Source organism: Pseudomonas arsenicoxydans (assembly GCF_006438915.1).
GTDB lineage: Bacteria > Pseudomonadota > Gammaproteobacteria > Pseudomonadales > Pseudomonadaceae > Aquipseudomonas > Aquipseudomonas arsenicoxydans_A.
This window is the reverse complement of sequence record NZ_RCZE01000006.1, coordinates 185,291-201,846: the sequence shown is the minus strand read 5'-3', so window position 1 is coordinate 201,846 and position 16,556 is coordinate 185,291. Positions and strand designations below refer to the sequence as shown.

At 59.9% G+C, this 16,556-nt stretch carries 10 protein-coding genes and 1 pseudogene; 3 read left to right on the top strand and 8 right to left on the bottom strand.

Annotated features, from left to right (window positions below; all coding sequences use genetic code 11):
* Positions 1-29 precede the first annotated feature (29 nt).
* Entirely contained in the window at positions 30-284 is a 255-nt protein-coding gene (locus EAH78_RS14575) for a hypothetical protein (RefSeq protein WP_059406430.1), read from the bottom strand.
* Between the two features lie 282 nt (positions 285-566).
* Between EAH78_RS14575 and EAH78_RS33335 the strand changes: the two are divergent.
* Positions 567-1,601, top strand: a pseudogene (locus EAH78_RS33335) (HAMP domain-containing protein); the annotation flags it as partial.
* 93 nt (positions 1,602-1,694) lie between these two features.
* Positions 1,695-2,459 carry a methyl-accepting chemotaxis protein gene (locus EAH78_RS33330; protein ID WP_430539937.1) on the top strand — a complete coding sequence of 255 codons (765 nt, stop codon included), beginning with the start codon at positions 1,695-1,697 and terminating at the stop codon, positions 2,457-2,459.
* 97 nt (positions 2,460-2,556) lie between these two features.
* Here EAH78_RS33330 and EAH78_RS14565 read toward each other — a convergent pair whose 3' ends face one another.
* The 5 genes from EAH78_RS14565 to EAH78_RS14545 all read right to left on the bottom strand — a co-directional run bounded on the left by EAH78_RS14565 (position 2,557) and on the right by EAH78_RS14545 (position 12,062).
* Positions 2,557-3,159 carry a DUF924 family protein gene (locus tag EAH78_RS14565; protein WP_140668143.1) on the bottom strand — a complete coding sequence of 201 codons (603 nt, stop codon included), beginning with the start codon at positions 3,157-3,159 and terminating at the stop codon, positions 2,557-2,559.
* A 3-nt stretch (positions 3,160-3,162) separates the two neighbouring features.
* Positions 3,163-4,173, bottom strand: a complete 1,011-nt coding sequence (locus tag EAH78_RS14560; RefSeq protein WP_059181786.1) for a class 1 fructose-bisphosphatase — start codon at positions 4,171-4,173, stop codon at positions 3,163-3,165.
* A 293-nt stretch (positions 4,174-4,466) separates the two neighbouring features.
* The gene (locus EAH78_RS14555) at positions 4,467-5,840 is read right to left on the bottom strand and encodes a DUF3999 domain-containing protein (protein ID WP_140668142.1); all 1,374 of its coding nucleotides are present in this window, start codon (positions 5,838-5,840) and stop codon (positions 4,467-4,469) included.
* Positions 5,837-9,415, bottom strand: a complete 3,579-nt coding sequence (locus EAH78_RS14550) for a DUF2339 domain-containing protein (protein ID WP_140668141.1) — start codon at positions 9,413-9,415, stop codon at positions 5,837-5,839. The genes EAH78_RS14555 and EAH78_RS14550 overlap by 4 nt, the downstream gene beginning before the upstream one ends.
* A 196-nt stretch (positions 9,416-9,611) precedes the next feature.
* Positions 9,612-12,062, bottom strand: a complete 2,451-nt coding sequence (locus EAH78_RS14545; RefSeq protein WP_140668140.1) for a glycogen/starch/alpha-glucan phosphorylase — start codon at positions 12,060-12,062, stop codon at positions 9,612-9,614.
* A 260-nt stretch (positions 12,063-12,322) separates the two neighbouring features.
* Between EAH78_RS14545 and EAH78_RS14540 the strand changes: the two genes are divergently transcribed.
* Positions 12,323-12,763 (top strand): YkgJ family cysteine cluster protein, encoded by a 441-nt coding sequence (locus EAH78_RS14540; RefSeq protein WP_123435589.1) that lies wholly within the window; start codon positions 12,323-12,325, stop codon positions 12,761-12,763.
* Positions 12,764-12,966: 203 nt separating this feature from the next.
* Here EAH78_RS14540 and typA read toward each other — a convergent pair whose 3' ends face one another.
* Positions 12,967-14,787: a translational GTPase TypA gene (typA, locus tag EAH78_RS14535; RefSeq protein WP_140668139.1), complete on the bottom strand. Its 1,821-nt coding sequence runs from the start codon at positions 14,785-14,787 to the stop codon at positions 12,967-12,969.
* A gap of 139 nt (positions 14,788-14,926) precedes the next feature.
* Positions 14,927-16,381 carry a tRNA uracil 4-sulfurtransferase ThiI gene (gene thiI / locus EAH78_RS14530; RefSeq protein WP_140668138.1) on the bottom strand — a complete coding sequence of 485 codons (1,455 nt, stop codon included), beginning with the start codon at positions 16,379-16,381 and terminating at the stop codon, positions 14,927-14,929.
* Positions 16,382-16,556: the final 175 nt, after the last annotated feature.

The following is a 16,556-nucleotide window of genomic DNA, read 5'->3' as shown; positions in this document are numbered from 1 at the left end:
TTTTTCTCCCGTGGGCGCAACGCCCCGGTTTACTTCAGGCCTTGGCCGGAAAACATCAATACTTTGTCACCGGCGTACTGCACGCTGATAAAGCTGTTTTTGTCGCCCCAGGTGCAACTGGACATGCCGAGCGCGCCCGAGCAATCAGCAGGTTTACCCAACAACGTTTCGACCTCGGCCTTAGGCATGCCGGTCGACAGTTTCGAGTAATTTTCCTGATTGACCTTGCTGCATGCGGCCAACAACACGCAGAACGAGAGCAAGGCGATTGAACGCAGCGACATGATGAAACTCCTGGAACGAAAGGGAATGGCATGGCTGCCAAGCTGAAGCTTAGAAGAGAAAACCCCCATCTGGTTCCCCGACCGCCACGCTATTTATCAGGCCACTCGTCTGCCTTTTTTCGTAAAATCAGCCACTTTCTCGCGCCGTTGAGTATTTCGTCAGTTTTTGCAAAAGACGCCTAATCTTTGGCGCCGGGCAGTCGACATAGAAGCAGCGCAAAGCCTCCACTGTGGCAAATTGACGCCCCCTCGCTGATCAGTCCCTCCGCGGTAGTTTATTTAATGACCAGAAACATGAAATTCAGCCACAAGATCCTGGTGGCCGCCGCCCTCGTGGTTGCCGTTGCGTTCGCCTGCTTTATCCTGTTCAACGACTACCGCCAGCGCCAGACCCTGCGCAGCAGTACCGAGTCCTCGATGCAGGAACTCGGCAGCCTGACCACCAGCAACATCCAGACCTGGCTGGAAAGCCGCATCCAGCTGCTGCAATCGTTGTCCCAGCAGATCGCCGTGGATGGCAGCGCGCAAGCCAGCCTGAAACGCGCCATCGACCTGCCGGCCTACACCAGCAACTTCCAGCTGAGCTATTTCGGCGGCACTGACGGTGTGATGTTCTCGGTCCCTGCCGGCAATCGCGCCGCCGACTACGACCCTCGCGCCCGTGGCTGGTACAAGGCGGCCAACAGCGCGCAACAGACCATCGTCACCGAACCGTACATCGCCGCGTCTTCCGGCAAACTGGTGATCACCGTCGCCACGCCCGTGAAGAATCAGGGCCAGATGATCGGTGTCGCCGGTGCGGACATCGACTTGTCCAGCGTCAGCGCGATCATCAACTCGCTGAACTTCGGCGGCCACGGCCATGCGTTTATCGTCAGCGCAGACGGTAAGATCCTGATCCACCCGGACAGCAAACTGGTGCTCAAAGGACTGGCCGATGCCTACCCGAACGGCGCGCCGAAAGTCAGCCCGGGCATGAAAGAAGTCGAGCTCGACGGCAAGACCCAGTTCATCTCCTTCACCCACGTCAACGGCGTGCCGTCGGCGGACTGGTACGTGGCACTGGTGCTGGATCAGGACACCGCGTTCTCGATGCTCAGCGAATTCCGCACCTCGGCGATCATCGCCATGGTCATTGCCGTGGTGATCATCATCGCGTTGCTGGGCATGTTGATCAGCTTCCTGATGCAGCCGTTGCTGACCATGGGCCGCGCGATGCATGACATCGCCGAAGGTGAAGGTGACCTGACCAAACGCCTGACCATCCACGGCCAGGACGAATTCGGCGCACTGGGCACCTCGTTCAACCGTTTTGTAGAGCGCATTCACACCTCGATTCGTGAAGTGTCCTCGGCCACCGGCCAGGTCAACGAAGTCGCCCTGCGGGTGGTGGCGGCTTCCAACTCGTCGATGTTCAACTCCGACCAGCAAGCCTCGCGCACCAGCAGCGTGGCCGCGGCGATCAACCAACTGGGTGCCGCCGCCCAAGAAATCGCCCAGAACGCCGCCCTCGCCTCGCAACACTCCAGCGATGCCCGCGCCCTGGCTGAAGACGGTCAGCAAGTGGTGGATAAAACCATCGAGGCGATGCAGCAGCTGTCAGCGAAAATCAGCGATTCGTGCGGCAACATCGAAACACTCAACAGCAACACGGTGAACATCGGGCAGATTCTGGAAGTGATCACCAGCATCTCCCAGCAGACCAACTTGCTGGCCCTCAACGCGGCCATCGAAGCGGCCCGCGCCGGTGAAGCCGGTCGTGGTTTTGCCGTGGTGGCGGACGAGGTGCGCAACCTCGCCCACCGCACTCAGGATTCGGCGCAGCAAGTGCAAAAGATGATCGAGGAACTGCAAGTCGGCGCCCGTGAAGCAGTGAGCACCATGACCGACAGCCAACGCCAGAGCGAAAGCAGCGTCGGCATCGCCAACCAGGCCGGTGAGCGACTGGGCAGCGTGACCCAGCGCATCGGTGAAATCGACGGGATGAACCAGTCGGTGGCGACGGCGACAGAAGAGCAGACGGCTGTGGTGGAGTCGATCAACGTCGACATTACCGAGATCAACACCTTGAACCAGGAAGGCGTGGAGAACTTGCAGTCGACCTTGCGTGCGTGTGCGGATCTTGAGCAGCAGGCGGCGCGGTTGAAGCAGTTGGTGGGTAGCTTCCGGATCTAAGGCGCTTTTAAGGCCTCATCGCGAGCAGGCTCACTCCTAGGAGATCTACTGTAGGAGTGAGCCTGCTCGCGATGGCGGCATCAGCAACAACAAAAAATCAGAACCTGGACCCAGGCACGGAAAGAAACGTCAGCTCCTCAGCCGTCGACTCCCTTCCCAACACCGCATTGCGATGCGGAAACCGTCCAAACCGCGCAATCACGTCCCGATGCCGCTCGGAATAGTCCAGGTAATCGCCAAACAGCGCCCGATCGTTCTCTGGTTGTTGCGCCACCAATTCGATGTAGCGCGAGACGCCTTCATTCTGCACCGCGAGGTTTTCGCTGTGCTCGAACACCAAATAGATAAACACGCGCTGAATCGGCTGCAACTGCCGATCAAAATCCGCAGCAATGCCTAGCGCCACCAGTGCCTGAGCCCGGAGATCGCCGGAAAATGATTGGGGGGTGTCGCGATAGATCATTCGCGGGAGTTGATCGAGCAGCAGCACCAGAGCCAGCCAACCTTCAGGGCGTTGCGCCCAGTCAGTCAATCCGCCGGCCAGTGCCTGCTCGACCCAGTCCCCGAAACGCGTTTGCGCCTCAAGGTCCTGGCTGTTGCGCTTGCCGAACCATAACTTGCCCTTGGCGGCCGCTGTTTCGTTCGCTGATCCGGAAGATCCGAACCACCAATCGAGCAACGGCTGCCAGGGCGCGGTCATGGTTTAGGCCTTGTGGTAAGCCGTGACGCGTTCGACTTCTTCTTTCGAACCGAGGAACACCGCGACACGCTGGTGCAAGCCGTCCGGCTTGATGTCTAGGATGCGCTGATGGCCATCGGTGGAAGCGCCGCCAGCCTGTTCAACGAGGAACGACATCGGGTTGGCTTCGTACATCAGACGCAGCTTGCCCGGCTTCGACGGCTCGCGGCTGTCGCGCGGGTACATGAACAAGCCACCACGGGTCAGGATGCGGTGCACGTCCGCGACCATCGCGGCGACCCAACGCATGTTGTAGTTCTTTTTCAGCGGGCCTTCTTCGCCAGCCAGCAATTCGCCAACGTAGCGTTGTACCGGCGCTTCCCAGTGACGCTGGTTGGAGGCGTTGATCGCGAATTCCTGAGTGGAGGTCGGGATCTTGATGTCTTCATGGGTCAGCACGAAGCTGCCCATTTCACGGTCCAGGGTGAAGCCTTTGACGCCATCACCCAGGGTCAGGATCAACATGGTCTGGGGGCCGTAGATTGCGTAACCGGCAGCCACTTGTTCGGTGCCTGGCTGCAGGAAAGCCTTTTCGTTCAAAGGCTCGTTCTGGCTCAGGTATTCGTTCGGGCAACGCAGCACCGAGAAGATCGTACCGACCGGCGCGTTGATGTCGATGTTCGACGAACCGTCCAGCGGGTCGAATACCAGCAGGTACGCGCCTTTCGGGTATTTGCCCGGGATCTGGTAGGCATTGTCCATTTCTTCGGACGCCATGCCGGCCAGGTGACCGCCCCATTCGTTGGCTTCGAGCAGGATCTCGTTGGAGATCACGTCGAGTTTCTTCTGCACTTCACCTTGAACGTTTTCAGTGCCCATGCTGCCCAAAACACCACCCAGGGCGCCTTTGGACACGGCGTGGTTGATCTCTTTGCAAGCACGCGCCACCACTTCGATCAGGAAACGCAGATCGGCAGGGGTGTTGTTGCTACGGGTCTGCTCAATCAAATAGCGACTCAAGGTAACGCGGGACATGGAAGGCTCCGGTGGAATGGGGGGCTAAAAACCCGCGCAGTTTAACGCGAGTCGAGGCGTATTTCCTCCTATCAGACGTGATACGCCCAAGAGAGTTCATGCACCGGGATGAGCGTAGTTCGAAACGGGGCGGATGTGGGTTTCGGATAGGTGGCAGGTTTCGATAATTTTAGTGTCTGGCAGACCGTATTCGCGAGCAAGCCCGCTCCCACATTAGACCGTATGCTAAGCCACTGACTCGGTCGAATGTGGGAGCGGGCTTGCTCGCGAATGGCGCGCAGCGCCAGCCATTCTCAGGGTGAGGCCGGGGGCTTGCGCAGCAAGCTGAACGCCATCGCCGCCAGGAACGAAACGCTCAACAACAACACCGCCCACAACCCGAATTTCTTCCAGTTGGTGTCAGTCGTCGCGGCCGCTGTCCCCGTGGATGTGTTGCTCACTACTGCCGCACCTTCGACCGAAGCCTTGCCCAACGTGGCAAAGTTCGCGGCGCTGTAATCGGGAACCAGCGTTGACAATGGCAGGTTCGCGGCCTTCACCGTCGAGTTGCCCAGCGCCAGCGTGTAAGGCCCGGCGCCACGGGCCAGGAACACCACCTGCGTCGAGCGTACGGCAAACTTCAACGTCGGCGCTTGTGCACCAAAGCCACCGCCGCGGTCGTCCACGACCAGCTTCAGTTGCTGCACGGTTTGCCCCGACAGCTGCAATTCGTTCTGCACCACGTCCTGGCCATTCTGGGTCAGGCGATAGAGTAACCCTTTGCTCAGTGGCTGCCACGGCAGGCTGCTCTCGCGCCGGCCGGACAACGTCACTGGCGCCAGGCTGTTGGGCTGACTCAATTCGACCTGCACGCGCTCGACATTGAGCCCCATCGGCAATTGCCAAGTGTATTCACCGGCCTTCACGCTGCTGCCGGCCAACGATTGCGACCAGACCAACGGCAACGGCAGGCTGCGGGTGCTAGCGCTTTCCAGTTGTGCCGACGTCAGCGTCGGCGCCGATTGCGATGAATTCCACAGCAAGCGCAGATACCGCGCCGATTGCCCCGGAAGGCCCACATCATGTTGCTCGACCCGCTCGTCGGCAAACGTCAGCCGCGCCACTTGCCCTTCGCCCCACGACTGCCAGTGCTGCAAGTCGTCGCTGGCCTCGATGCTGAAACGCTGGAAGCCATTGCGCTCGCTGGTCCAGTCAAGGACCAACCGCTGCAACGGCGCCTTGATGCCGCTGGCGTCTAACAACCAGCCACGCAGCACTTCCTCGCCCGCCTCCAGCTCACTGGAGGGCCGCACTTCGACCAGTGTGCCGTTCGCGTTCGATTGCACGCGAATGCCCGGCGCGCGCTCCGTGGCGTCCGCCGTGTTGTACAGCGGGAACCATTTTACGTCGGTCAGTGCGCGGCTCTCGTGGGTTGACGCTATTTCACGAGCCAAGGCGTAGGCCTGGGCCTCGCCGGCGGCGTTAAATACGCGCACATCGCTCAGGTCGGTTTGCCGCGCATTCAACTGCACGCTCAACGGCAATTCGAGGCGATACCACGGGCCTTCGCCGCTCACGGACAACGGCACTTGAGTGGTGAAATCCGCCGGTTGCTCTTGCGCGCCGACTGACAGCGATACACCCAGCGCCACCGCGCCCAACCAGCCCAGGTTCAGCTTCTGACTCAAGACGACACTCCTTCGGTTTCCGGGGCCGGTTTTTCAGACGCCGGCATAGCCTCGACGCGCTTGGGCGGCAACGGCGCGAAATAGCCCACCACCAGCAGCAACACACCGACGCCGATAAACGACACGATCCGCGCGAGCCCGCCGCGGTTACTCAATTCGACAAAGAACAGCTTGGCCACCACCACGCCAATCAACGCCGCACCGATCAGCCAGACCTCGCGACGATGGCGCAAATGGCCACCGATCATCAGGCTTAGCGCCATCAGGGTCCAGACGATGGACAGGCCGGCCTGCACCAGCATCGATTCCAGCAAGGCATCGAATTCGAACGGCACACCGCCCCAATGGTGCGCGGTGCGCATCACCAACGCGGTGAAGAACACGAACAGCGAAACCCCGGCGATCAATTGCGTGGCGTGTTCGGCGTAATCCTTGCGGATCGCCAGTTGTGTCACCGCGCTGCGCGACCAGACGTAGACGCCGAACAGCGCAAACAGCAGGCCCAATTCCAGCGGATTGATCAGCGGCACATACGGCAGCGGTTCGGCGGTGCCGTCGCTGACCACGTTCGCCAGCCAGAACCAGCCGAGCATCAGCAGCGCCAGCGGTGCTGCAGCATACAGTCGGTACTCGCGGGGATACGCCGACACCGGCCACGGCCAATTGCGCGGCGCGGCCATCAACACCAAGTACAGACTCGGCAAAATCGCCCAGCCCAACCAGCGCCAGGCGTTGTACTGCTCGGACAACAGCAGCAAGCCGTAACGCAGTTCCAGCGCCAGCACACCGATCAACAACCAGCAGCCGAGTACATGCGCGGTGCTGACCGCGCGCGCCGGCAACATCGGCGCCAGTCGCTTCAGCGAGACGAAATGCACGACGAACACCGCCGCCCAGGCCAACCCGCCAAAACTGGCCGCTGGGTGATAACGCGAGTGCCACGCCGCCAGCAACACCAAGCCGGCCGCGGGAATCAGCAAGGTGCAAAGCAAACCCAGCGACGACCATTTCAGGCGCAATGCCAACAGCGCCCACAACGCCACGCTGATGGCCGCGACTGCCAGCAGCAGCGGCGCTTGCAGGTTCACCGGCGCAAAGCGCAGCACTTCACTGACCCACGCCAACGCCCACCAACCCGCGCCCCACACCAGCAGCACGTCGGACAAACGCTGCAAACTCAGCACATCAAACGCCGACGCGTGGTTGCCGAGCTGCAATCGCCACGCCCCGACCAATGCGGCCAAACCCAATACCAACGGCGTCCAGAAACCGCTGTGCGCCAGCGGTTTCAGTCCTTCACTGGCCAACGGTCCGAGCAGGTCCGGCCCGGCAAACAGGAACGCCGCGCCGCCAATCACCTGCAACAGCAAACCGAAGACAAAACTCACGCGCTGCTTCAGGTACAGGCTCAACCAGATGATGAACAAACCACTGGCCGCCCACACCGCGCTCGCGGTTTGCCACGGCAGCACGAACAGCACCGCCAGATTGATCAGCACCAGACCGGCCAGCAACACCACCGACAATCCGCGCAGCAGTCGCACATCGCTGCGCACCATCTCATCGCGCGCCGCCAGCAGCATGCCGGCGATCAACGCCAAGCCGATCAGCGAGGCACTGAGCAACCCGCTCCAACCGGCGCTGAACACTGCCGAAGATTCGCCACCAGCGCCGTGCAGGCGCAGCAGGAACAACGCGCCACCGAGCAATTGCACAGCAAAAGCGGTGAACAGGAACGTGCGCGATTGCAGGCGCAGACCCACAAACAACGTCGCCAGACCGGCCAGCGCCCAACTGATCGCCGTACCGTGGGTGAAGAAAAACAACGGCGCCAGCAGGTAAAGGAACGTCAGGCCGAGGCAAGCCAGCACCGGCAGCCCTTTGCGTTCCCATTGCGCAGTCTGTTCCGGCAAGGCTTTACGCAATTGGTAGAAGCTGAACAGCAACGCCATGCCGAGCATTAACGCGCCCAACGGTGAGCCATCGAGCAGGCTGCTTTCGCCGATCCGCAGCTCGCTGAGAAACGCCAGCGCCGAGCCCAATTGCAGCAGCAAGGCAAAAGCTCTGGCCAACGGACGTTGCTGACGCAAGCCGAGCCAGAAAATCCCGGCACCTTCGACGGCCCAGGCCGCGGCTGTCCAGCGCGCATCGAGGCCCAAAGGAATCGCCAGGCTGGCGAAGATCACACCCAGTGCCAGGCAAGTTTCTGCCAGCAACAACGCGCGACCGCCCATCAGCAAACGGGCCAGGCCCATGTAGATCATGCCCAGCGCCAATGCGCTGAACGCGGCGGCAAACTCAAGGTGCTGGACCAGCGCGAACTGCAAACCGAAGCCCACCAGCGGCGGCCCAAACAGCATCGTGCCGTCGACGTAATCGCCCTTGCGTGCGGACCAGCGCAGCAGTGCCTCGCGGCTGTCGTCCTCGGGCGCATCGCTCATTTCCAGCAACTTGCGCCGGGCGAACAGCAGGCCGATAGCCAGGTACATCAGGAAAAACAGGATCAGGAACGGCTCGGTGCTCCACAGCAACTCTGGCGTGTAGGAACGCAGCCCCCAAGCGAAACCGATACCGAACGTGCCGACAAAACCAATCAGGTTGAGCAGGCGCCAGGCCTTGAACCAGGCGATGGCGAGGATGCCGGCGTTGAGCAAGGCGAAGTAGCTGAACAGCGCGACGTGATTACCGGCGCCAGTAGAGGTCAGAATCGGCGCGGCAAAACCGCCCAGCGCGGCGACGCAGGCCAGCGCCAGGGAATCCTGGGTGATCGCCAGAATGGCCGAGAACACCGTCACCGCCACCAGCAGGCCAAGCGCTGCCGTCGGATCAAGCAGCGGATGCAGGCGCATGGCGGCGAACACCGTCAGGTACAACACGGCAATACCGGTGCCTTGCAGCATCAATGCGTAATTCGTGTTGCGATGACGCAACCACCAGCCCAGACCCAGCAGCCCCAACGCAGCCGCCGCAACCCCGGCGTAACGCAGTTCAATCGGTACCACCATGCCTTCGGTCGCGTATCGCAGCAGAAAGGCCAGGCCCAAGAACAACAGCACCACACCGACCCGCAGCACGGTGTTGCCACCGAACAGCCAAGCGCGGGCGCCGCTGATGGCGCGATCGATGAAGTTAGGGCCGCGCGGGATGGCAGGTTCGCGGGCGACCGGCTCAGACTTCCAGACATCGGCCGGCAGTGGCTGACTGGTTTCAGTCGCTGCTGCGGTAATGGGCTCGAGTTCGGCAGGAAGGTCCCAGATCAGTTCCGGGGTGTCGGCAGGGATTTCGTCGAGGGTAAATTCAGGAGGTGCAACGGACTCGCTGGCGACCGGTTCGCTGGTTTCAGGCGCTTTGACGCCGGACACTTCCAGCAACGCCAGACGCTGCTGCACGGCACTCAGCGCAACTTGCGTCTGCTCCAGCAGAAGGTGCTGTTCGGTAGCTTTTGAATCCAGACGGGTGATGCGAATGGCCTGGCCAATACCCAAGCCGAGCAACGCGCCCAACAGCGCATCACTGAATGACTCGTCGAGTATCCAGCCGAGCACCAGCCCAATCAGCATGAAAATCCATTGCATGGTCGATATCCCTAAGCGGCTCATTGCCTTGTGGCGTCTGCACTGACGCCATCGCGGGCAAGCCACGCTCCCACAGGATTTAATGTAGGAGCGTGGCATGCCCGCGATTGAGTGCGCAGCGCTCACTGAAACTGGCGCTTAGTATATCGGCCAGGCCCAACGCACGTCGGGCCTTGCACGCAATTATTTCGAAAAGTTAATCCAGCGCCTTCCAGATATCCGTCGCGTACTCGCGAATGGTCCGGTCCGAGGAGAACCACCCCATCCGCGACGTGTTCAACACCGCCGAGCGCCACCATTCCTTGGAGTCGTGCCAATGGGCCTCGACGCGCATCTGCGCGTCCCAGTAAGAGTCGAAGTCAGCACAGACCAGGAAGCGGTCGTAATCCACCAGCGAATCGATCAGCCCGGTGTAACGGGACGGATCATCCGGCGAGAACACCCCGCCACGAATCGCTTGCAGCACATCATTCAGCCGATGGGACGCGGCAATGTCCGGCACCGCACTGAACTCATGGTTCTGTTTGCGCGCTTCAACCTGCTGCGCGCTGAGACCGAAGATGAACATGTGTTCGGCGCCGATGCGTTCGCACATTTCGACGTTGGCGCCATCGAGGGTGCCGATGGTCAGTGCACCGTTGAGGCCGAACTTCATGTTGCTGGTACCGGAAGCCTCGAAGCCTGCAGTGGAAATCTGCTCCGACAAGTCCGCCGCCGGAATAATGCTTTCCGCCAGGCTGACGTTGTAGTTGGGCAGGAATACCACTTTGAGCAAACCGCGCACGGTCGGGTCGTTGTTCACCACCCGGGCAATGTCGTTGGTCAATTTGATGATCAGCTTGGCCTGGTGATAACTGGCAGCGGCCTTGCCGGCGAAGATCTTCACCCGTGGCACCCAGTCGATTTCCGGCTCGGCACGAATCGCCTGATACAACGCCACGGTGTGCATCAGGTTGAGCAACTGGCGTTTGTACTCGTGGATCCGTTTGACCTGCACGTCGAACATCGCTGCCGGGTTGACCGCGACCCCAAGGCGCTCGTGAATGATGTACGCCAAGGCTTTTTTGCTGTGCAGCCGCTGTTCGGCGAAGGCTTTGCGGAACGCCGGTTTTTCGGCGAACGGCTCCAGCTCCAGCAAGCGATGTTCGGCGTTATCCAGCAAATCCGGCCCGAGGGCATCGACCATCATCGACGTCAGTTCGGAGTTGGCCTGGTAGAGCCAGCGGCGGAAGGTGATGCCGTTGGTCTTGTTGTTGATCCGGTCCGGGTAGAGTTTGTGCAGTTCGGAGAATACGGTTTTGCGCATCAACTGCGTGTGCAGCCCGGACACACCGTTGACGCTGTGCGAGCCGAGGAATGCGAGGTTGCCCATGCGCACACGGCGGCCGTTGTCTTCTTCGATCAGCGATACCGCGCGCAACACGTCGAAGTCGTGAATGCCCTTGGCCCGCAGTGAATCGATGTGTTGGGCGTTGATCAGGTAAATGATCTGCATGTGCCGCGGCAACATCCGCTCCATCAAGCCGACCGGCCAGGTTTCCAGTGCTTCCGGCAGCAGCGTGTGGTTGGTGTACGACAGCGTGTCCACAGTGACCTGCCACGCCGCATCCCAGGCCACGTCGTAGACATCGACCAATTGGCGCATCAATTCGGCCACGGCAATCGAGGGATGCGTGTCGTTGAGTTGGATCGCCGCATGGTCGCCCAGAGTCAGGACCGAGGTGTGCATGTTGCGGTGACGGCGCAGCAAATCCTGCAAGGAGGCGGCGACGAAGAAGTATTCCTGACGCAGGCGCAGCTCCTGCCCGGCTTCGGTGCTGTCCGCGGGGTAAAGCACGCGGGAGATACTTTCGGCCCGGGCGACTTCTGCCACGGCGCCCAAGTGGTCACCGGCGTTGAAGCGTTCCAGGTGTAAATCTTCCATGGCGCGGGCACGCCACAGACGCAGCGTGTTGACGCTCGCCCCGCGCCAGCCGACCACCGGCGTGTCGTAAGCAATCGCGCGCACGGTTTCCACCGGGGTCCAGACTTGCTTGGTCTTACCGTTTTCATCGGTGACGGTTTCGACGCCGCCGCCGAAGCCGATCGGGTAAACCACTTCTGGTCGCTCGAATTCCCACGGGTTACCGAAGTCCAGCCAGTGTTCGGTCTGCTCTTGCTGCCAGCCGTCGACGATGGCCTGGCGGAACAAACCGTGTTCATACCGAATGCCGTAGCCGTGGCCGGCGATGCCAAGGGTCGACATGCTTTCCATGAAGCACGCGGCCAGACGACCGAGGCCACCGTTGCCCAGCGCCGCGTCGGGCTCCAGCAGGCGGATGCGTTCGAGGTCGACACCGAGTTCGGTCAGCGCTTCGCGGGCGACGTCGAGCAAGCCAAGGTTGCTCAGGCTGTCGTAGAGCAGCCGGCCGATGAGAAATTCGAGGGAGAGGTAATAAACCCGTTTCTGCCCTTTGCGGTAGATCTGCCGGGTGTGGTCCATCCAGTGCTCGACCATGTGATCCCGCGCCGCCAGGGCGATGGCTTCGAACCAGTCGTGGTCGAAGGCATGATCCGGGTCTTTACCCACCGCGTAGGTGAGTTTGGTCAAGACGGCGTCGCGGAATGCGGCCACCTCTGCTTCGCGAACAAGTGGTTCTTGAGTCATCGATAGGACCTCGAGCGAGCGTGGAGTTGTTGAGCCTAGACGGTCTGACAGACGGTGGGGGCTCTGGTTCGGCAGTTTTTCCTGATAGTGCGAGATAGCTCGGCATTACAGTGTCGTGTGCCTGAATCAATGCAGGGGCCGTGCCGGATTAACGGTGCTTTTTGGGTGATACAGAAAAAATCTGGCGAAAGGTTGTTCAAAAATCCACCAGTCCCGGTATGATCGCGCGCCCTGATGCACGTAGCTGGTAACAACCGATGATGAAGCCCAACCTGATCGCCGCCGCAGAGATCGATCGCCTCGATACCTGGGCCAAGTACTCTGCGCCGATGTGCGGCTCCTGCGTGTCCAGCTGCTGCACGCTGCCGGTCGAGGTCAAGATCAAGGATCTGATCCGTATCGGCATCGTCGACGAGTTCGAGCGCGGCGAGCCGGCGAAGAACATCGCCAAGCGCCTGCAGAAGGAAGGGATCGTCGAGCGTTACAGCCAGAAGACCGAGATCTTCACTCTCCAGCGCATGAGCAACAACGATTGCCTGTACCTGGATCGTAAGAGCCGTCTGTGCACTATTTATGAAAAGCGCCCGGATACTTGCCGCAACCACCCGAAAATCGGGCCGCGGCCGGGGTATTGCGCGTATAAGCCGAAAGAAGTGGTGCGCGAGACCAGCGAGAGCCGTCGGCCGCTCGATAAGTTCTGATCTGCGCTGAGTTCTTCGGCGTCTGACAATGCGCCTTCGCGAGCAAGCCCGCTCCCACATTGGTTCTGTGAACGACACAGATCCAATGTGGGAGCGGGCTTGCTCGCGAAGGGGCCAGCACAAACACTGCACAAACCCCAGACAAACAAAAACGCCCCCGACCTTGCGGTCGGGGGCGTTTTTTTGTCAGCTAACTAAATGACTTAGTTACCGGACTTCTTCGCAGCGCGGGTACGCTCGCTTTCGCCCAGGATCTTCTTGCGAAGACGGATGGACTTAGGAGTGACTTCGCACAATTCGTCTTCTTGAACGAATTCCAGAGCCTGCTCCAGAGTGAAGCGGATAGGCGGAACCAGAGCGATGGTTTCGTCTTTACCCGAAGCACGCATGTTGTCGAGCTTCTTGCCTTTGGTTGGGTTGACGCCCAGGTCGTTGTCGCGGCTGTTGATGCCGACGATTTGACCTTCGTACACGTCTTCACCGTGACCCAGGAACAGTTTGCCGCGAGCTTGCAGGGTTTCCAGCGAGTAAGTCAGAGCCTTACCGGTAGCAACCGAAACCAGCACGCCGTTCTGACGGCCGGACATGTCGCCGGACTTCATCACGTCGTAACGGTCGAAGATCGAGGTCAGGATGCCTGCACCGGAGGTCAGGGTCAGGAACTCGTTACGGAAACCAATCAGGCCACGAGCCGGGATGTTGTACTCAAGGCGCACACGGCCCTTGCCATCCGGAACCATGTTGGTCAGGTCGCCCTTACGGATACCGATCTGTTCCATGATCGAACCTTGCGATTCTTCCGGCAGGTCGATGGTCACGTTTTCGTACGGTTCGTGCTTGACGCCGTCAACCATGCGGATGATCACTTCAGGACGACCAACACCCATTTCGAAGCCTTCGCGACGCATGGTTTCGATCAGTACCGAGAGGTGCAGCTCACCACGGCCGGAGACTTTGAACTTGTCGGCGGAGTCGCCTTCTTCAACGCGCAGAGCAACGTTGTAGAGCAGTTCTTTGTCCAGACGCTCTTTGATGTTACGGCTGGTGACGAACTTGCCTTCACGACCGCAGAACGGCGAGTCGTTAACCTGGAAGGTCATGGAAACGGTTGGCTCGTCAACGGTCAGCGGCTTCATCGCTTCGACGTTCAGTGGGTCGCACAGAGTGTCGGAGATGAACAGCTGGTCGAAGCCGCTGATGCAGACGATGTCGCCGGCAGCTGCTTCGTCAACGTCGATACGGTGCAGACCGTGGTGACCCATCAGCTTCAGGATACGACCGTTACGGCGCTTGCCGTCGGCGTCGATCGCCACAACTTGAGTGTTCGGCTTGACGCGACCACGGGCGATACGGCCAACGCCGATAACACCCAGGAAGCTGTTGTAGTCCAGTGCCGAGATTTGCATCTGGAACGGACCGTCACGGTCAACTTTTGGAGCCGGTACGTGGTCAATGATCGCCTGGTACAGCGGGGTCATGTCTTCAGCCATGTCGGTGTGTTCCAGACCGGCAATGCCGTTCAGGGCCGAGGCGTAGACGACTTTGAAGTCCAGCTGTTCTTCGGTAGCACCCAGGTTGTCGAACAGGTCGAAGATCTGGTCCAGAACCCAGTCCGGACGCGCGCCTGGACGGTCAACCTTGTTGATGACCACGATTGGACGCAGGCCGGCTTCGAAAGCCTTCTTGGTCACGAAACGGGTTTGCGGCATAGGGCCGTCTTGAGCGTCAACCAGCAGCAGAACGGAGTCAACCATCGACATTACGCGTTCAACTTCGCCGCCGAAGTCGGCGTGGCCCGGGGTGTCCACGATGTTGATGTGGTGACCGTTCCAGTTGATGGCGGTGTTTTTCGCCAGAATGGTAATACCGCGCTCTTTCTCCTGGTCGTTGGAGTCCATCACGCGCTCGTCGTTGAGCTCGTTGCGCTCCAGGGTGCCGGATTGACGCAAGAGTTTGTCTACCAGGGTGGTTTTACCATGGTCAACGTGAGCAATGATGGCGATGTTGCGTAGATTTTCGATCACTTGTGTATCTCGATCAGAGGATTCGGTGTGCTGACAAGTCTTGGCAGCGATTAACAGTAGAGTCAGGCCTTGCCGTTACAGCTTGACGGCAGAGTCGGGGGGCCGGTGACGCAGGCCACAGGCATACAGCCCCGGGCTCTTAGCTCGGTCGATAAACGCGCACATTGGCATGCCCCTCACTGAGCAAATGGTGAGCATGCAGGCGACTCATCACGCCTTTGTCGCAATACAGCAGGTACTGGCGAGTAGGGTCCAGTTCCTTGAAACGAGCGTTCAATGCATAGAAAGGCATCGCTTGTACCTCGATACCAGCCAGGGCCAGCGGGTCATCTTCAGCGGCATCCGGGTGGCGGATGTCGATGATGATTTGCCCCGCCAGCGCTTCGCTGACTTCTTCAATCTGCAAGTCCTGGCCCAATTCGTCGATTACGCGATCGATCGGCACCAATTTGGCGTTCTCGAGCGCACGCTCAAGGACCGCCATGTCGAATTCTTTCTCTTCATGCTCCACGCGCGGACGCTTGGCGTGGGTCTTTGGGTTCACCGAGATGACCCCGCAGTATTCCGGCATGTGCTTGGCGAAGTCGGCAGTCCCGATTTCGTTGGCCAGGTCGATGATGTCCTGCTTGTGACTGGCGATCAGCGGACGCAAGACCAGCTTGTCGGTCACGCAGTCGATCACGGACAGGTTCGGCAACGTCTGGCTCGACACCTGGGAAATCGCTTCACCGGTGACCAGCGCTTCAATGTCCAGCCGATCAGCAATACGGGAAGCAGCGCGCAACATCATACGCTTCAAAACTACACCCATATGACTGTTATCGACTTTCTCGAGAATTTCTCCCAGAACTTCCTCGAACGGCACACTGACAAATAACACGCGTTGGGAGCTTCCGTACTTCTTCCAGATGAAGTGCGCGACTTCCATGACGCCCAGTTCATGGGCCCTTCCGCCCAGATTGAAGAAGCAGAAATGGCTCATCAGGCCACGACGCATGATCTGGTACGCCGCCACGGTGGAGTCGAAGCCACCGGACATCAGCACAAGCGTCTGTTCCAGTGCACCCAGCGGATAACCGCCGATGCTGTTGTGCTGGCTGTGGATCACAAACAACCGTTTGTCGCGAATTTCGATGCGAACTTCGATTTCCGGCTCTTTCAGCGAGATTCCGGCGGCGCCGCACTGACGACGCAGTTGGCTGCCGACGTATTTTTCGACGTCCATCGAGCTGAATTCGTGCTTGCCAGCGCGCTTGCAGCGCACCGAGAAGATCTTCCCGGCCAGAGACTCACCGAAGTGCTGCTTGCACTTGGCGACGATGTCGTCGAAGTCGCCCAACGGGTATTCATCGACCTGCAGGAAATGCGCGATGCCCGGCATGCAGCTCAGGCGCTCGGTCATCTCCTTCAGGGCTTTCGGCTCGCTGACGCGGGTTTCCAGCTCGAGATTGTCCCACACACCGTTCACCACCACGGCCGGGTCCAGGTCGCGGAGCACGGTGCGGATGTTTTTAGCCAATTGGCGGATGAAACGCATCCGTACCGGGCGGCTCTTGATGGTGATCTCGGGGAAGACTTTTACGATTAGTTTCATGAAAACAGCGCGCGCTGGGCCAGCCGAAAAAGGGGGGCGCGGATTATAGCGGAAATTGCTCAAGGTTTAACCAGTTAATGTGCAGAAGGTTTTTCGCGCACCAAAACGGGTCATTTATGAATTTCAACGCTACATTGTAGGGCGAGATTTTCCACCTGAAGACGTGTTGTGCCTT

What these genes read in the sequence shown, in the direction of transcription:
- EAH78_RS14575 (WP_059406430.1), bottom strand. Translation starts at nt 284, where the DNA reads ATGTCGCTGCGTTCAATCGCCTTGCTCTCGTTCTGCGTGTTGTTGGCC.
- EAH78_RS33330 (WP_430539937.1), top strand. Translation starts at nt 1,695, where the DNA reads ATGTTCAACTCCGACCAGCAAGCCTCGCGCACCAGCAGCGTGGCCGCG.
- EAH78_RS14565 (WP_140668143.1), bottom strand. Translation starts at nt 3,159, where the DNA reads ATGACCGCGCCCTGGCAGCCGTTGCTCGATTGGTGGTTCGGATCTTCC.
- EAH78_RS14560 (WP_059181786.1), bottom strand. Translation starts at nt 4,173, where the DNA reads ATGTCCCGCGTTACCTTGAGTCGCTATTTGATTGAGCAGACCCGTAGC.
- EAH78_RS14550 (WP_140668141.1), bottom strand. Translation starts at nt 9,415, where the DNA reads ATGCAATGGATTTTCATGCTGATTGGGCTGGTGCTCGGCTGGATACTC.
- EAH78_RS14545 (WP_140668140.1), bottom strand. Translation starts at nt 12,062, where the DNA reads ATGACTCAAGAACCACTTGTTCGCGAAGCAGAGGTGGCCGCATTCCGC.
- EAH78_RS14540 (WP_123435589.1), top strand. Translation starts at nt 12,323, where the DNA reads ATGAAGCCCAACCTGATCGCCGCCGCAGAGATCGATCGCCTCGATACC.
- thiI (WP_140668138.1), bottom strand. Translation starts at nt 16,381, where the DNA reads ATGAAACTAATCGTAAAAGTCTTCCCCGAGATCACCATCAAGAGCCGC.